This window comes from Sporosarcina sp. FSL W8-0480 (genome assembly GCF_037963765.1).
In the GTDB taxonomy this organism is placed as follows: domain Bacteria; phylum Bacillota; class Bacilli; order Bacillales_A; family Planococcaceae; genus Sporosarcina.
In genome coordinates this window covers 2,323,607-2,338,691 of sequence record NZ_CP150166.1, presented here as the reverse complement: position 1 = coordinate 2,338,691, position 15,085 = coordinate 2,323,607, and the positions used below count along the sequence as shown (strand labels likewise).

The 15,085-nt window shown below is 42.1% G+C and carries 16 protein-coding genes, 1 pseudogene and 1 riboswitch; of the genes and pseudogenes, 12 read left to right on the top strand and 5 right to left on the bottom strand.

Annotated elements, in window-relative coordinates; all coding sequences use genetic code 11:
- Positions 1 to 81: 81 nt before the first annotated feature.
- From NSQ43_RS12145 to NSQ43_RS12135, 3 genes and pseudogenes are all read right to left on the bottom strand, one after another.
- Positions 82 to 630, bottom strand: a pseudogene (locus NSQ43_RS12145) (transposase); the annotation flags it as partial.
- Positions 597 to 749, bottom strand: coding sequence for a hypothetical protein (locus NSQ43_RS12140; RefSeq protein WP_339250543.1), 153 nt, complete (start codon positions 747 to 749; stop codon positions 597 to 599). The gene NSQ43_RS12140 and the pseudogene NSQ43_RS12145, both read right to left, overlap by 34 nt.
- 277 nt (positions 750 to 1,026) lie before the next feature.
- Positions 1,027 to 1,266, bottom strand: a complete 240-nt coding sequence (locus NSQ43_RS12135; protein ID WP_339250541.1) for a DUF2626 family protein — start codon at positions 1,264 to 1,266, stop codon at positions 1,027 to 1,029.
- Positions 1,267 to 1,569: 303 nt separating this feature from the next.
- Here NSQ43_RS12135 and comGA point away from each other — a divergent pair, with 303 nt between their 5' ends.
- The 11 genes from comGA (at position 1,570) to gcvPB (ending at position 10,203) form a co-directional block, all read left to right on the top strand.
- On the top strand, positions 1,570 to 2,577 hold the full coding sequence (gene comGA / locus NSQ43_RS12130; protein WP_339250539.1) for a competence type IV pilus ATPase ComGA: 1,008 nt from the start codon (positions 1,570 to 1,572) through the stop codon (positions 2,575 to 2,577).
- Positions 2,570 to 3,625: a competence type IV pilus assembly protein ComGB gene (comGB, locus tag NSQ43_RS12125; protein WP_339250537.1), complete on the top strand. Its 1,056-nt coding sequence runs from the start codon at positions 2,570 to 2,572 to the stop codon at positions 3,623 to 3,625. Before comGA ends, comGB begins: the two co-directional genes overlap by 8 nt.
- 12 nt (positions 3,626 to 3,637) lie before the next feature.
- Entirely contained in the window at positions 3,638 to 3,961 is a 324-nt protein-coding gene (gene comGC / locus NSQ43_RS12120) for a competence type IV pilus major pilin ComGC (protein WP_339250535.1), read from the top strand.
- Positions 3,958 to 4,395, top strand: coding sequence for a competence type IV pilus minor pilin ComGD (gene comGD, locus NSQ43_RS12115; RefSeq protein ID WP_339250533.1), 438 nt, complete (start codon positions 3,958 to 3,960; stop codon positions 4,393 to 4,395). The genes comGC and comGD overlap by 4 nt, the downstream gene beginning before the upstream one ends.
- Entirely contained in the window at positions 4,385 to 4,687 is a 303-nt protein-coding gene (locus NSQ43_RS12110) for a hypothetical protein (RefSeq protein WP_339250531.1), read from the top strand. The genes comGD and NSQ43_RS12110 overlap by 11 nt, the downstream gene beginning before the upstream one ends.
- The gene (locus tag NSQ43_RS12105; protein ID WP_339250529.1) at positions 4,672 to 5,115 is read left to right on the top strand and encodes a ComGF family competence protein; all 444 of its coding nucleotides are present in this window, start codon (positions 4,672 to 4,674) and stop codon (positions 5,113 to 5,115) included. The genes NSQ43_RS12110 and NSQ43_RS12105 overlap by 16 nt, the downstream gene beginning before the upstream one ends.
- On the top strand, positions 5,096 to 5,275 hold the full coding sequence (locus NSQ43_RS12100; RefSeq protein ID WP_339250527.1) for a hypothetical protein: 180 nt from the start codon (positions 5,096 to 5,098) through the stop codon (positions 5,273 to 5,275). Before NSQ43_RS12105 ends, NSQ43_RS12100 begins: the two co-directional genes overlap by 20 nt.
- A gap of 4 nt (positions 5,276 to 5,279) precedes the next feature.
- Positions 5,280 to 5,789, top strand: a complete 510-nt coding sequence (locus NSQ43_RS12095; RefSeq protein WP_339250525.1) for a shikimate kinase — start codon at positions 5,280 to 5,282, stop codon at positions 5,787 to 5,789.
- Positions 5,790 to 6,015: 226 nt separating this feature from the next.
- Positions 6,016 to 6,109: riboswitch (glycine riboswitch) on the top strand.
- Between the two features lie 135 nt (positions 6,110 to 6,244).
- Complete coding sequence (gene gcvT, locus NSQ43_RS12090) at positions 6,245 to 7,354, top strand: glycine cleavage system aminomethyltransferase GcvT (RefSeq protein WP_339250523.1); 1,110 nt, start codon at positions 6,245 to 6,247, stop codon at positions 7,352 to 7,354.
- 25 nt (positions 7,355 to 7,379) lie between these two features.
- On the top strand, positions 7,380 to 8,732 hold the full coding sequence (gcvPA, locus tag NSQ43_RS12085; protein WP_339250521.1) for an aminomethyl-transferring glycine dehydrogenase subunit GcvPA: 1,353 nt from the start codon (positions 7,380 to 7,382) through the stop codon (positions 8,730 to 8,732).
- Positions 8,725 to 10,203, top strand: coding sequence for an aminomethyl-transferring glycine dehydrogenase subunit GcvPB (gene gcvPB / locus NSQ43_RS12080; protein ID WP_339250520.1), 1,479 nt, complete (start codon positions 8,725 to 8,727; stop codon positions 10,201 to 10,203). Before gcvPA ends, gcvPB begins: the two co-directional genes overlap by 8 nt.
- A gap of 65 nt (positions 10,204 to 10,268) precedes the next feature.
- Here gcvPB and NSQ43_RS12075 read toward each other — a convergent pair whose 3' ends face one another.
- Together NSQ43_RS12075 and NSQ43_RS12070 are read right to left on the bottom strand one after the other, a co-directional pair.
- Positions 10,269 to 11,546 (bottom strand): ATP-binding protein, encoded by a 1,278-nt coding sequence (locus tag NSQ43_RS12075; RefSeq protein WP_339250518.1) that lies wholly within the window; start codon positions 11,544 to 11,546, stop codon positions 10,269 to 10,271.
- Positions 11,547 to 11,637: 91 nt separating this feature from the next.
- Entirely contained in the window at positions 11,638 to 12,024 is a 387-nt protein-coding gene (locus NSQ43_RS12070) for a rhodanese-like domain-containing protein (protein WP_339250516.1), read from the bottom strand.
- A 424-nt stretch (positions 12,025 to 12,448) separates the two neighbouring features.
- On the opposite strand from NSQ43_RS12070, the gene NSQ43_RS12065 reads away from it, so the two are divergent.
- Positions 12,449 to 15,010 carry a vitamin B12-dependent ribonucleotide reductase gene (locus tag NSQ43_RS12065; protein ID WP_339250514.1) on the top strand — a complete coding sequence of 854 codons (2,562 nt, stop codon included), beginning with the start codon at positions 12,449 to 12,451 and terminating at the stop codon, positions 15,008 to 15,010.
- The last annotated feature ends 75 nt before the right edge of the window (positions 15,011 to 15,085 follow it).

The following is a 15,085-nucleotide window of genomic DNA, read 5'->3' as shown; positions in this document are numbered from 1 at the left end:
AACGGCTTTTCCTGCGGGGTCTTCACGCTGCGCTGATCCCCCAGGAGTCGCCGCCCTGCACTCCAATCAACTGGAGATCCTTTAAGACAGGGGCATCATTTCAGCCTCCACAATCGGAGCTTTCCATGTACAACTGGCCAGCTTCTTCAAATTTATGGCAGCAAAAGTTAGCATCGCCTGCATGGACAATTTTTTAAGTCCCCTTAGGGTTGTCCATCGCATGCCATGCTTTTCTTTGGCATCGGCAAAGACACGTTCAATTGTCTCTTTGCGCGTTCCATATATTTCTTTAATTTCATGATTGTGACGCAAATCTTCAGCTACATCCAAATAATCTTGCCAGATATGACGTAGAATCATCTTTTGGTGATTCTTATTCGCAGTATATTGGCTAATCACTGGACATGCTTCACATATGGAAGGAGTCGATGCATACTGGCTGTATTCTTTCTTCGTAGTTGTTCGGTAGGTTAGCACCTGTCCTTCGGGACAGAGATAGCAGTCGTAATGCTCGTCATGGACATACTCGTGTTTTCTGAAAAAGCCTTCCTTCGTCATTGGTCGTTTGTGCGGAAGTGCAGGAAGTATCTGATTCTCTAAAAGGAAGTTGGCAATGGCTGGGTTTTTGTATAGATGAAGGAAAAATCAAGGGCCGCATCCAGTTTTCGCACAATATGGTCGTGAGGAACCAACTGCTCAATGGTTAGCATCTCCAACTGTTCACGTTCATTAATTTGATTCTTCGTCATCATATCCATCACCTCATTTGGTTAGTAGGGAGCTCCGTTGATTGGAGCGGAGAGCGGCGACTCCTGCGGGAACAGCGCGAGCTGAAGACCCTGGACTGAGCGCAGCGAGGGAAGCGGCTGAAGCCGTGCCCGCGGAAAGCGTCCGCTCGCAGCGGAAATCAACACTGTTAGCTTTATCTCAGAAAAAAGACTGTAGGCAAACACCCAAATTCATGGTGTTTGTCTACAGTCTGAACAGCCAAATGGCTGTTTTTTTTGGACGATCAACAACTCTTGATTAATGACCGCCTTGTACATGAATGAATGTTGAGTAGTAGCTGAATCCTACCATGAAAATCATTAGGTAAGCTCCGAACATGTACATATACATACGCTCTGTAAGGTTCAAATATCCAAGCAACAGGAAGAAAATAGTGCTGGCTACGAATATAACGGTTGCTGGCATCATTCCACCGACGAAAAACATAACAGCGAAAATACCCGTCCAAAAACCGCATAGCTTGAACATATTATCCATAAGTGCGCCCCTCCTTAACATGAAACAGTTCAAAGATCTCCTATTCATTATAATGGATAGTAACTTGAAAAGTAAACTCTTAACAAGTCAACATTGTGACAAATGGATGGATTGGAGTTGTTTGGAAAGATAGTGAAATTTAAATTTGCTATGGAAAATGCGGTTTAAAATTTCTAAAGGCCCGAAAACGGCATATAAACTTCGAGTTTGCGTCAAGCTATTCCTTTATAAAACATTTCATCGTATACTCACGATAAGGTGAAAAGCGGTCTTTCGCCCCTACATTCGAAAGAGGGGTGTTCAATGGAAATGCGTACTAACCTCATTGAAATAAAATGCCTTGAACTTTTGGAACGTGCAGTATTCAATGATGCGACCGATATCCATCTTGTTCCGATGCGTGAAGGTTATGATGTGCGTTTCAAAAAGAATTCGAAATTAGAGCGGGCTGGCACATATCCCCCACAGTTGGCCACCCGTATGATCTCCTTTTACAAATTCCTTTCATCATTAGATATTAGCGATAAACGTAAACCTCAAAGTGGCTCATTTCATAAAAAAGTACATGATAAAAATTACTCGTTTCGCGTTTCAACGATTCCATCCATCCATATGAAAGAAAGCGTCGTCATACGATTGCAAAGGCATGATAGAATTTTGCCCCTTGAAAAATTATGCATCGACCCAATTTGGGAACAAAAATTTCGTTATGCTATCCAGGAACAGCAAGGGCTAATTATCATCACTGGGCCAACCGGCAGTGGAAAAACGACAACTATTTACTCACTAACTGCACATTGCGTCAATCATTTGGAAAGGCATGTCATCACATTAGAAGACCCGGTAGAAAATAATCATGCCCATTTGCTGCAAATCGAAGTGAATGAAAGATCCGGCATGACGTATGCGGCTGGTTTGAAAGCAATTCTAAGGCATTCGCCTGATGTTATTATGATTGGTGAAATTAGAGATGCGGAAACCGCGAAGACCGCGGTAGCGGCTGCTTTAACAGGACATCTTGTGTTGACTACGGTCCATTCAAAGGATCCGGAAGGCTGCTTTTACAGATTAATGGATTTCGGAATCACACCGGAAGAGCTGCGACAGACGATTGTCTGCATCTCTGCGCAGCGCTTGATACAGAAAAACGATGGAAGTGCAGGCGTAGTATTTGAAATCGTCCAAGGGAATTTATTGGACACTATAGCCGAATCGATTAGTAAGGGAGAAAAGGTATCCATCCCACGAGAGATGAAAATGGAATCGCTCTTAAAGAAATATGGCAGACAAAGTGTAGAGACATATGGCTAAGAAAGGGTTCATGGTTTTCTTTGGCATATCGCAAAGTATTGATAACCGTTCTGCCTTTTTAGAAAGACTATCGATTTTATTACAGGAAGGTTATACATTTCATGATGGTCTTATTTTGTTACTGCCTCATCATGCGAAAAATTATTCGGACCTCCTGAGTCAAGTGGAGTCTGATTTAAAAAGCGGACAAGGGATTACGTCAATTCTCGAAAGGCTTGGATTTTCGCCAAGCGTCCTTTTGCCGGTTATTGTTTCTGAAGTAGATGGGCGATTGGCAGAAACATTGAAGGGGATTGCCGAACGGCTGAAAAGGACCGATGAGAGAAGAAAAAAATTAAGAAGTCTCCTTCTTTATCCAGTAGTCCTTTTTTTCTTCATGACAATATTGCTTGTAGGCTATCGAAACTACTTCCTGCCAAATTTGCAGGCATTATCCGTATCAAGAAATGAAGCAGGGACTGGATTCGTTGAGATGCTACCTATTATTGTCTCCAAAATTCCTGACGTTATCATCGCTTCTGTTTTAGTGGTGTTTATAGTGGCGGTGGTCGGGACGCTATTCTACCGGAAGCTTTTGCCATCTTCCAAAATCGGCTTTCTATTGAAGATTCCCATAATCGGGCGTTTTTTTACAAAACTTAACACACGGGATTTCGCGGGTGAGATCGGAAGCCTATTGCAATCCGGGCTATCAATGCAGGATGCCCTTGACGTATTGGTTGAACAAGAAGTGGACCCCATCATGAGCGAAGTGGCAGGCGTGATTAAGAAACATGTCGTTTACGGCGAATCATTCGATCAAGCAATCCATTTGACTAACAGCCTTCTTGATGACTTAGGTGCATATGCGAAGCATGGTTCCGATACGGGACACCTTGCGAAAGAACTTATTATCTATAGTGAAAAACTGAATGAGATGGTTGAAGAAGAGATGGGAAAGTGGCTATCAATGTTGCAACCGATTTTATTTACAATACTGGCCATATGTATTTTATCCGCTTATTTGGCATTGCTATTACCGGTATATGGCATGTTCGATAAAATTTAAGGGGAGGATAAATTGAAGTTTATTAAAAGCGAGCAAGGATTCACGTTGATAGAGATGATGATTGTGTTGTTGATAATTTCGGTATTGGTGTTGATAGCTGTACCGAATGTGTCTAAACATGCAAAGACCATAGATGAAAAAGGTTGTGAAGCCTATATGCAAATGGTGGAGGGCCAGATTGCGGCGTACAGAATGGAAAAACATAAAACCCCTACATCACTAAGTGATCTCGGGGATGATTACTTGCCCAAAGGTGCAAAATGTCCAGATGATAGAGAAATAATGATTGACGAAAATGGAAAAGTAGTTCCAGTTAAGAAACCTGGTGGAAATTGAAAAATAACCAATCAGGCTACACTTTCCTTGAAATGCTTTTAGTTCTTAGTGTCGTACTCATCCTTACGGTCGTCATCATTCCGATTGGCGACCGTTGGATTCAAAAACAAAGCGAGGAAGAGGCACTTCAAACGTTTATAGCAACAATCCATCATGCTCAAGCATATGCGATTGCTCATGAGGTACACACTTCCATTACTTTTCCCAACTCTGGGAGATCATACAGCCTGCACACTCCGAACCCTGTTACGTACTCAACCATCGATTTTCCGGATGGCATGAGATGGGTTGCTGGCGATCGGCTAAAAAAGGTTGACTTCCATCCGAATGGCCATATTATCAATCCGGGAACGCTTATCATTCGCACTTCAACTGGAGATAAGCGGATAACTTTGCAGTTACAACATGGGAGGATGCTCATTTATGATCAATGAAAACGGCTATTCTTGGCCAGAGTCAATTCTTTCTCTTGCTATTGTAATGGTCATTTTCGGGACGTTGTTTCCTTTTTATACCCATATGTCGGCGAGGCTCGAGATGAAGCGGCTGGCAATGCATGCAGCAGAAACAGCGTACCATGGCGCTATTCTGCATAAATCATATGGTTTAAGTGCAGGTGTAAATCATATAAAAGGGGTTTCATATTCTTGGTCAGTGAACGGTGATTCCATTTGCGTCATGTATAACTCTATAGAAACGGAAGTTAACAAGTGCATAAACTTTTAAAGGATGAAAAAGGGTTTACATTTTTAGAGTCAATCTTTCATTTAGTAATCGCTGCTATTTTTCTTCAATTTGTCATTCTTTTTTTCTATTGGAAAGCACCTATCGAGCGACAATTGGAAGATTATTTTGCGACCGAATGGGAGCTATTTGCAATTGACCTTCAAGAATTATTACTTGAAGTTGATGAGCTAACACTTTCGCTCGGAAATCGAGGCATTTCATTTACGAATGATAGGGGAAGGATTCAAGTCGGACAGGTCGAAACTGTCATTCGGAAAACGACCCATGAGAAAGGGTATATCCCGCTTTTTACCAATGTTGCTAAAACGGCTTTTATAGTGGAGGATTATGAATTGCTTTTGAAAGTGACGATGCTTGACGGCAGTGTGCGGGAGAGGAGATTTGCAATTGGCTCGTATTCAAAATGAGGAAGGCATAATCCTTATAGCGGCACTTATTTTACTTTTTATCGTAAGCCTCTTTCTTTTTACCCTCGTTTCATGGCATAGTAATTTATACAGAACATTCGATTCAATTGAAACGTATTACGAAAAGGAAACGAAAAAGATTATGGGGCAAGGCGGTTAAAAAAATGAAGAAAGTTTACTTGGTGGGATTTATGGGGAGTGGAAAGAGTGCAATCGGCAGACGGTTGAGCACTTTGTTAAATATCCCCTTTTACGATATGGATGCTGAGATTTCCGGACGAACCGGAATGACGATCCCTCAAATATTCGAAGCATATGGGGAAGAGAGTTTCCGGGAAATGGAAACTGAGTTCTTACGGAATTTTCATGATGAGTTTTGTATCATCGCCACGGGCGGGGGAGTAGCGATGCGTGAGGAAAACAGAAGCATTATGAGAAAGACTGGGCTCGTTTTTTATCTGAATGCTAACTTCCGAGATATTTGGCGTAGAATCTCCACGGACATCAACCGTCCAATTGTTCAACGTTCAACGCGAGGTGAGTTGGAGTCTATTTTCAATGAAAGGATGCCATTCTATCTCAAAAGTGCACATATCAAAGTCGAGACGGCGGAACGGACATTGAAAGAGATTACTCAGTATATAGCGTTTCAAATCGATCGTTTGAAAAATTAGTGGCTATAGACGAATTTTGTAGTTATAGGACGTAAATTGGCGTAGAATAATAATTTGAATAAGTGAAACACGAACGTTTGATTAATTTATATGAATAATATTCGCTAAATAACCGTTACATTAAAAAGGATTGCGCTTCCACTTATGAAATGTTAAGATATAAGGCGAAAGGGCATGAAGTTGCCAGAATTTTTTCAGATACCTTACACTTAACAGCATATCGCGGATGATTGGATAGGGGAGAGCACGCATCAGGCGTCGCCGAAGGAGCAAATAACTCAAGTTATGAATCTCTCAGGTAAAAAGACCCATCCATGACGCATCTCTGGAGAGCGCCGGAACTATCGGCCACCAACGAGGAAAGCCGCAAGGTCAAACTTTCAGGTACAAGGACAGAGGTTCTCTTATTATTAAGGGGACTTCTGTCTTTTTTTATCAATTATCTAAGGGGGAATATGGCTGTGACAGAAACTTTGAAACTGAAACGTACCGCGCTTTTTGATAGCTATAAGGAGTATGGCGGTAAAACAATCGATTTCGGTGGTTGGGAATTGCCTGTTCAATTTTCAAGCATCAAAGCTGAACATGAAGCGGTTAGAACAAAAGCAGGTCTATTTGATGTATCGCATATGGGTGAAGTTTTCGTATCCGGAGATGGGGCTCTAAATTTCTTGCAAAAGCTTGTTACGAATGATGTTTCAAAACTGAAGGACGGTCAAGCACAGTACACTGCAATGTGCTATGAGAACGGGGGGACCGTAGATGATCTATTAATCTATAAAAGAAAAGACAATGACTATTTATTGGTCGTAAATGCTTCAAACATTGAAAAAGACGTCGAATGGATGAAGAAACATGCAACTGATGATGTCGTCATTGATGACCGTTCTGACGAATTTGGTTTAGTTGCACTACAAGGACCGAAAGCGCAAGGAATCTTGCAGAAATTGACGTCTGAACCTTTAGATGAAATCAAATTCTTCCGTTTTAAAGAGAACGTCGATGTTTCTGGCCACAATGTCTTAATTTCCCGTACAGGTTATACAGGTGAGGACGGCTTTGAAATTTATGGATCTCCAGAATCCATTGTTGCTCTTTGGCCGATCATCCTTAAAGCTGGGGAGGAGGAAGGCGTTGTCCCAGCTGGATTAGGTGCACGTGATACCCTCCGCTTTGAGGCAGGGTTACCTCTTTATGGCCAAGAGTTATCGAAAGATATTTCCCCGCTTGAAGCAGGCTTAGGCTTTGTTGTGAAGGTGAATAAGGAAGCAGATTTCATTGGCAAAGAAGTATTGACTAAACAAAAAGAAGAAGGCGTATCAAGAAAACTTGTTGGCCTTGAAATGATAGATAAAGGAATTCCACGTACGGGTTATAAGGTGTATGTCGGCGATCAGGAGATCGGAGAAGTTACAACTGGTACGCAGTCCCCGACTTTGAAAAAGAATATCGGTTTCGCACTCCTGTCAACCGAACATACAGCAGTTGGAACGGAAGTAGAAGTGGAAGTTCGAAGCAAGCGCTTGAAAGCAGTATTAATTGCAACACCATTTTATAAACGATAATTGAATGAAGAGGAGATATGTGGACATGAAGCTCAAGCATCGTTATATTCCTATGACGGATAAAGATCGCGAAGAAATGCTGTCAGCAATCGGCGTAGCGACCGTTGATGAACTTTTTGAAGATATTCCTGAAAAAGCCCGTTTTAAAGGTGAATTGAATATTAAGAAGGCAAAATCCGAATCCGCATTAACGAAGGAACTTGCTCAACTTGCGGCTAAGAATGCTGATGCACGTACATATGCATCATTCCTTGGAGCTGGTGTATATGATCACTACAAGCCGATCATCGTAGACCATGTAATTTCCCGTTCTGAATTTTACACAGCATATACACCGTATCAGCCTGAAATTTCACAAGGTGAATTGCAGGCGATCTTCGAATACCAAACAATGATTTGTGAATTGACTGGCATGGATATTGCGAACTCCTCCATGTATGACGGCGGAACTGCACTTGCGGAAGCAGGAACTATGGCTGCGGGTCATACTCGCCGTAAGAAGATCCTTGTTTCTGAAACTGTGCATCCGGAATCAAGAGATGTTGTGGCGGCTTATGCTGCTGGACAATTTATCGAAGTAGTGACTGTCCCGCATAAAGACGGTGTGACAGATATCGCTCAGCTTGAGGAGTTATTAGATGACAATACAGCAGGTGTACTTGTACAATATCCTAACTTCTTTGGACAAGTGGAAGATATTAAAAAAATCGGTGATATGGTTCATGACAAAGGTGGATTACTTGTCGTCTCCGCTAACCCGCTTTCCCTTGGTGTATTGACACCACCAGGAAAATTGGGTGCAGACATTACTGTAGGAGATGCTCAACCATTCGGGATTGCTGAACAATTCGGCGGACCTCACTGTGGTTACTTCGCATCGACTAAAAAGCTGATGAGAAAAATGCCTGGCCGATTAGTTGGGGAGACAACTGACGATGAAGGCAGACGCGGTTATGTATTGACGCTTCAAGCAAGGGAGCAGCATATCCGTCGTGACAAGGCTACATCCAATATCTGTTCGAACCAAGCATTGAACGCTCTTGCAGCTTCTGTTGCGATGACTGCTTTAGGTAAAGCTGGTGTGAAGGAAATTGCTTACCAAAATATCGCGAAAACAGCTTATGCGAAAAGTGCATTTGAAAAAGCAGGTTTTGAAGTAGCTTTCCGCGGAGCACATTTCAATGAAATTGTTGTTAAAGTAAACAAATCTGTAAAAGAGATAAACGCTAAGCTTCTTGAAAAAGGATTCATCGGTGGATATGATCTTGGATTGACATATCCTGAGCTTTCCAACCATTGTTTGATCGCGGTCACTGAACAGCGTACAAAAGAAGAAATCGATGCACTTGTGCAGGAAATGGAGGCTTCCAATGCATAAAGATAATCAACCGCTTATTTTTGAAATTACGAAAGAAGGTCGAATCGGATATAGTCTTCCGGAACTTGATGTGCCGGAAATCGATTTGTCCAGCCATTTGCCAAATGGATTTCTGAGGGAGGAATCAGCTGACCTTCCTGAAGTTTCCGAGTTGGATATTATGCGTCATTACACAGCTTTATCTAACCGTAACCATGGTGTTGACACAGGTTTCTATCCACTTGGATCTTGTACAATGAAATACAACCCGAAAATCAATGAGTTCGTTGCACGTATCCCTGGATTCGCGAACATCCACCCGTTACAGGATGAGTCAACTGTCCAAGGTGCAATGGAAATGATGTATGACCTGCAACAGCATCTATCTGAAATTACAGGTATGGATGAAGTGACACTTCAACCAGCGGCAGGTGCACATGGTGAGTGGACTGCGTTAATGATGATCCGTGCATTCCATGAAGCGAATGGAGAAAGCAACCGTACGAAGGTTCTTGTCCCGGACTCCGCTCATGGAACGAACCCTGCTTCTGCGACTGTAGCTGGATTTGATACTGTTACCATTAAGACGAATGAATTCGGATTAGTTGATATTGAAGACCTGAAATCGAAGGTTGACCAAGATACAGCGGCATTCATGTTGACGAATCCAAATACACTTGGCCTTTTCGAGAGAGATGTTCTTGAAATTTCCGAAATCGTACATGGAGTCGGCGGCAAGATGTACTATGACGGTGCCAACCTAAATGCCATCATGGCAAAAGTACGCCCTGGAGATATGGGCTTCGATGCTGTGCACTTGAACTTGCATAAGACTTTCACTGGTCCTCACGGGGGCGGTGGTCCAGGTTCTGGCCCGGTCGGCGTAACGAGTGAATTAGCACCATTCCTACCGAAACCAGTACTTGTGAAGCGAGACGACAAATATACATTCGAATATGATCTTCCACAATCAATCGGACGCGTTAAGCCGTTCTACGGCAACTTCGGCATCTATCTACGTGCGTACACGTATATCCGTTCAATGGGTCCAGATGGTTTGAAGGCTGTTACGGAATATGCGGTATTAAACGCGAACTATATGATGCGCAAATTGCAACCTTATTTCGATTTGCCATATACACAACATTGTATGCATGAGTTTGTACTTTCTGGCCGTCGCCAAAAGAAATTGGGTGTCCGCACTTTGGATATGGCAAAACGACTGTTAGATTTCGGTTTCCATCCACCAACAATCTACTTCCCGTTGAATGTTGAAGAGGGGATGATGATCGAGCCGACTGAGACAGAATCCAAAGAAACACTTGATTCATTCATCGATGCAATGATTCAAATCGCGAAGGAAGTTGAAGAGACTCCAGAAGTTGTTCAGGAAGCTCCACATACGACTGTCATCAACCGTCTTGATGAAACGAAGGCAGCTCGTCAACCGGTATTGCGATACATCAAAGAAGAAGAGCTTGTAAATGCGTAATAACTGAAATATAAAAGGAGAGGCCCGGGGACGGGGCTCTCCTTATTTTTGTTCATCGTCGTTATTTAAAATCCGATGGAACCACCATTTTGGTCCCAATCTCCTTTTGTAGACTTCTTATGCTGTTTTTGAAGATCTTCAATCCTGCGCCGATAGACAATCTTCCCATCGTAGTGGAAGCTTATCGCAATTGACATGTAAAGCTCATTTAATTGGGAAACGGATAGCCCTCTTGTTCGGCTTGCCATATCGTCAAGCTGCTCATCATTGAAAAGGTTCTTAATGTCCAATTGTTTTAAATAAGCCCTTCTTACTTCAGTGGTTGGAGAAGGAATTTCGTACGTGCTGTCAAATCGTCCAGCGCGATTGATAAGGGCTGGGTCGATCTTTTCCGGATAATTGGTTGTCCCGATGATAAAAAGGCCATCACGCACCCGTGCACCGTCCAATGTATTCAGGAATGTGCTCCGTGTATGCTCCGGCATTGAATCAATATCTTCAATGACGAGAATTGCAGGCGCCATCCTTGCGACGGTATTGAACACCTCTTCGACTGAGTAACTGCCCGTATGTTCCGTAATCTGCCAGTAGATGACGGGTGCTGACGTTGAACCGGTAATAGAGCGGACAAGAGTCGTTTTGCCGTTGCCTGGTGCACCGTGTAGAAGAATGCCGCGTTTATACGGGAGTCCGTACTCTTTATAAAAGTTCCCGTCATTTTTGAAGAATTCATCCACTGAACGATAAATATCGTTTTTGATCGTCTCCTGAAGAAATACATCATCTCGCTCAATCGTATGGTCCTGCGCAAAGCTCTTTTTCACGACACCGTTATCTGTATCGACCAAATAAGTAATTGTCGTTTTCATCTGTTCACGCTGCAATCTGTTAACATCTTTGATGAAATGCAGAACGTTTTCAGCAGAAGGGGCAAATATATGATGATCCGGCCAAGTAGTCCCGCTGTCAACATAGTAAAGAAATTGTGCAAAGGCGACTTCGTATTCGGGGAAATAGAGTAGCTGATTCTCAATCGTTTCAGAAACTCTTAATTCAAAAGCGCGGTCTGAATCGGTTTTTTCAACTTTTCCTGACGGACGTGTGCCATATATATGACCTAATGATTCGTATTGTAATTTACCTTTTTTCATTAATTCATCAATAACGGATTCCGCATGTGAGATGAGCTCCTCAGCGTGAATGATTTTCCAATCTTGCATTTTTCGCGCATTCAAGCGTTCCATGACTGTTCGAATAATGAATGCATAGTTTTCATAATGAGGATGAGAGTCGTTAAATAATTTCTCGACCGGTAATAAAGTAAAGGATTGTTGTTTGTCCATGAAGGTCTCCATTCATTTTTTGTTATAGAAAAAGTTCCTCCTAAGGAAGAACTTTACTTGGTGTAAAAGTATTTATTCGTTAAGTAAATGGTTACTTGCTTTTTACCTTTCCTGTCCAAGTACGAAAACCGCCTTGAAGTTGGTAAAGTTGAGTGTAGCTTTTATCTTTCTTTTTGAGGAATAATGCAGCACGTGAACTTTTACCTGTGTTTTGGTCATACAAGTAAACAGGCTTGTCCGGACGAATTTCTTTGTAGCGCTGACGGAATTGGGAATAAGGGATATTACGTGCACCCAAAATATGTCCCGCTTCATACTCCTTCGGTTCTCTCACATCGATCAATTGGGCTTTACGGTACCCTTCGATAAATTGCTCTTGCGTTAAATTGTTAACAGCTTTTCGTAAGCGCAGCATTGTGATTACAATATATAAGATCAAAATTAGTAAAACTGCACCTAAAACATAGTAATTATTCACAACCGCTTTCCCCTTTCTATGTATAAGTTTTATTATATAGAATGACTGACACTTCTTCAATGGAAATAAAACATTGATATACTGTAAAAATCGTCATTTGACGAAGTTTGTAAAAATCAATACTTATTCGTAAGAAGAGTTCATGGTAATATAGAAATATTGTTTTGAAAAATAGGTGCTGTTAAACTTAGTTTTTCAGTAGCTGATAGTTTAGTCCTTATGATTGATTTCTTCAAATAATGAATGAAGAAATAGACTGGACCTTTTAGATTATTTTTCTAAGCGAACTGCATGATATCAACTTTTTCATTTCCATTGTCGAAATGTTTTCGTTGCAGCAGGTTTCAATATGTAGTAGATTAGGGAATAGATTCAACACAACATGTTGTGTTGCTATAAAAAATACCAGAAGGAGGATGCGTTAATGGTAATTGTTTCAAAGCATCAAGAACCGATTCTGGACAAGACGCGGTTGAATGCAGATATTGCCGAATTCCCGCAAGTTCATCCAATTACGGAAGATATGAAAATCGAGCACAGTGGTGTATCCCGACTCGTCATGATTGACCGATATTCATTTAAGGATATCGAAAAGAAAACACTTAAAGTTGGTGATTTCGTTGTCTTGACAGTGAAGGAAGATCCGAAGTTTCCGGCAAGGGGACTTGGTTACATTACAGCACTTGACGAAAAAAATCGAACAGCGGATATTTGGATCGAAAAAGAATACCGGAGTGCAATCGACAATCCCGAAAGCATTGAAACCGGTATTATTACAAGACCAATTGACGTGATTGAAAAACCACTTGAAGTGTTCTATGAACAGATTGCTAAACGGAATGCAACGGGCCTATCATCTGTAGAAAAGACGGAAGAACAACGTAAAGCATCTTTCGACAAGTTTTATGGTCAATTATCGAAGATGAACTTCATCCCGGCAGGACGTGTGTTATATGGTGCTGGATCAGATACAGAAGTAACGTTTTTCAACTGTTATGTAATGCCGTTTGTAGCGGATTCACGCGAAGGCATTTCTGATCACCGCAAGCAAGTAATGGAAATCATGAGTCGTGGCGGCGGTGTTGGAACAAATGGTTCGACATTACGCCCACGAAATACATTGGCACGTGGCGTTAATGGTAAATCATCCGGGTCAGTATCTTGGCTCGATGATATAGCAAAATTGACACATCTTGTTGAGCAAGGTGGGTCTAGACGCGGAGCACAAATGATCATGTTGGCGGACTGGCACCCTGACATTTATGAATTTATCATTTCGAAAATGCAAAATCCAAGGATTCTGCGTTATCTTATTGAAAATACAGAAGATGAATTGATTAAGAAACTTGCAAATGAAAAACTGAAATTCAAACCGCTAACCACACAAGAGGAAGCGATGTACCAAGGAATCCTTAACTATCGGACAATCCCTGGTATGGGTGGTTTCAACGAAGCGATCTTAAGAGACGCTGAAACGAAATTGCGTGACGGAGGAACGTATTCCGTTAACAATCCAGAGTTCCTAACTGGTGCGAACATTTCAGTCACATTGACAGATGACTTCATGAAAGCTGTGGAAGAAGACGCAGATTTCGAACTTTGTTTCCCAGCCGTTGAAAAATATTCTCCTGAAGAAATGGCAATTTACAATGAGGAATGGCATAAAGTCGGAGACGTACGCGAATGGGAGCGCCAAGGACATGAAGTCCGAGTATACCGGACAATCAAAGCGCGTGCACTATGGGATCTTATCAACATTTGTGCGACATACTCGGCAGAACCGGGAATTTTCTTTATCGATAATGCAAATAGCGAAACGAATGCAAAAGCATACGGCCAGCAAGTCGTAGCAACAAACCCTTGTGGCGAGCAACCACTTGCTCCTTACAGTGTGTGTAATTTAGCTGCTGTAAACCTTGCAGAATTCGCTGATAAAGAAACAAAGACAGTAAACTACGAAAAATTGAAAGAAACCGTTCGTGTCGGAGTTCGCATGCAGGACAACGTAATCGATGCGACACCATATTTCCTTGAAGAAAATAAAGTACAAGCCCTTGGTGAGCGTCGTGTCGGACTTGGTGTTATGGGACTTGCCGATCTACTGATCTACTGTGAAAAAGAGTATGGTTCAGAAGAAGGCAATGAACTTGTCGACAAAGTGTTCGAAGTTATAGCGACAACCGCTTACCGTGAATCAATCGAGCTTGCGAAAGAAAAAGGTAGCTTCCCATTCCTTATTGGCAAGACAGATGAGGAAACAAAAGCGCTTCGTGAAGCATATATCAACACAGGCTTCATGAAAAAAATGCCGGAAGATATCCGTGAAGCAATTCTTGAACATGGTATCAGGAACTCCCATTTATTGACAGTTGCACCCACTGGATCCACTGGAACAATGGTTGGGGTTTCTACAGGACTTGAACCTTATTTCTCCTTTACTTATTACCGCAGCGGACGTCTTGGGAAATTCATCGAGGTGAAAGCGGGTATCGTGGAAGAGTATTTAGAGCGTAATCCAGAAGCAGATCCGGACAATCTTCCTCATTGGTTCATTTCATCAATGAGCTTGTCACCGGAAGCACATGCTGATGTACAGTGTATCATCCAGCGTTGGATTGACAGCTCAATCTCCAAGACTGTTAACGCACCGCGCGGCTATACAGTCGAGCAGGTAGAAAGCGTATATGAACGTCTTTATAAAGGCGGAGCGAAAGGCGGCACTGTGTATGTCGATGGTAGCCGTGACTCTCAAGTATTAACGCTAAAAGCTGAAGAAAACGAAATGGACTCCGATTACGTAGAAGAAGTTGTAGAACAACGTAAAGTCGTGCTCGTCAATACAGTTCAGGACTTACGTTCAACTAATGTCACAATCGGCTCTGAAGTGGGCGATACATGCCCTGTATGTAGGCAAGGCACCGTTGAGGAAATGGGTGGATGTAATACATGTACGAACTGTAATGCACAGTTGAAGTGTGGTTTATAATTAAAGGAACTAAAAAGTGAATTAATGTAAAAAATCGTCCTTTCTAAAATGCTGCTAACCGGGATGATCCGTTGT

Bases quoted from the DNA above. Each gene is read 5' to 3' on its own strand.
- NSQ43_RS12110 (WP_339250531.1), top strand. From the start codon at position 4,385: ATGATCAATGAAAACGGCTATTCTTGGCCAGAGTCAATTCTTTCTCTT.
- NSQ43_RS12065 (WP_339250514.1), top strand. From the start codon at position 12,449: ATGGTAATTGTTTCAAAGCATCAAGAACCGATTCTGGACAAGACGCGG.
- comGA (WP_339250539.1), top strand. From the start codon at position 1,570: ATGGAAATGCGTACTAACCTCATTGAAATAAAATGCCTTGAACTTTTG.
- gcvPA (WP_339250521.1), top strand. From the start codon at position 7,380: ATGAAGCTCAAGCATCGTTATATTCCTATGACGGATAAAGATCGCGAA.
- NSQ43_RS12140 (WP_339250543.1), bottom strand. From the start codon at position 749: ATGACGAAGAATCAAATTAATGAACGTGAACAGTTGGAGATGCTAACC.
- gcvT (WP_339250523.1), top strand. From the start codon at position 6,245: ATGGCTGTGACAGAAACTTTGAAACTGAAACGTACCGCGCTTTTTGAT.
- NSQ43_RS12135 (WP_339250541.1), bottom strand. From the start codon at position 1,266: ATGGATAATATGTTCAAGCTATGCGGTTTTTGGACGGGTATTTTCGCT.
- NSQ43_RS12075 (WP_339250518.1), bottom strand. From the start codon at position 11,546: ATGGACAAACAACAATCCTTTACTTTATTACCGGTCGAGAAATTATTT.
- comGB (WP_339250537.1), top strand. From the start codon at position 2,570: ATGGCTAAGAAAGGGTTCATGGTTTTCTTTGGCATATCGCAAAGTATT.
- NSQ43_RS12095 (WP_339250525.1), top strand. From the start codon at position 5,280: ATGAAGAAAGTTTACTTGGTGGGATTTATGGGGAGTGGAAAGAGTGCA.
- gcvPB (WP_339250520.1), top strand. From the start codon at position 8,725: ATGCATAAAGATAATCAACCGCTTATTTTTGAAATTACGAAAGAAGGT.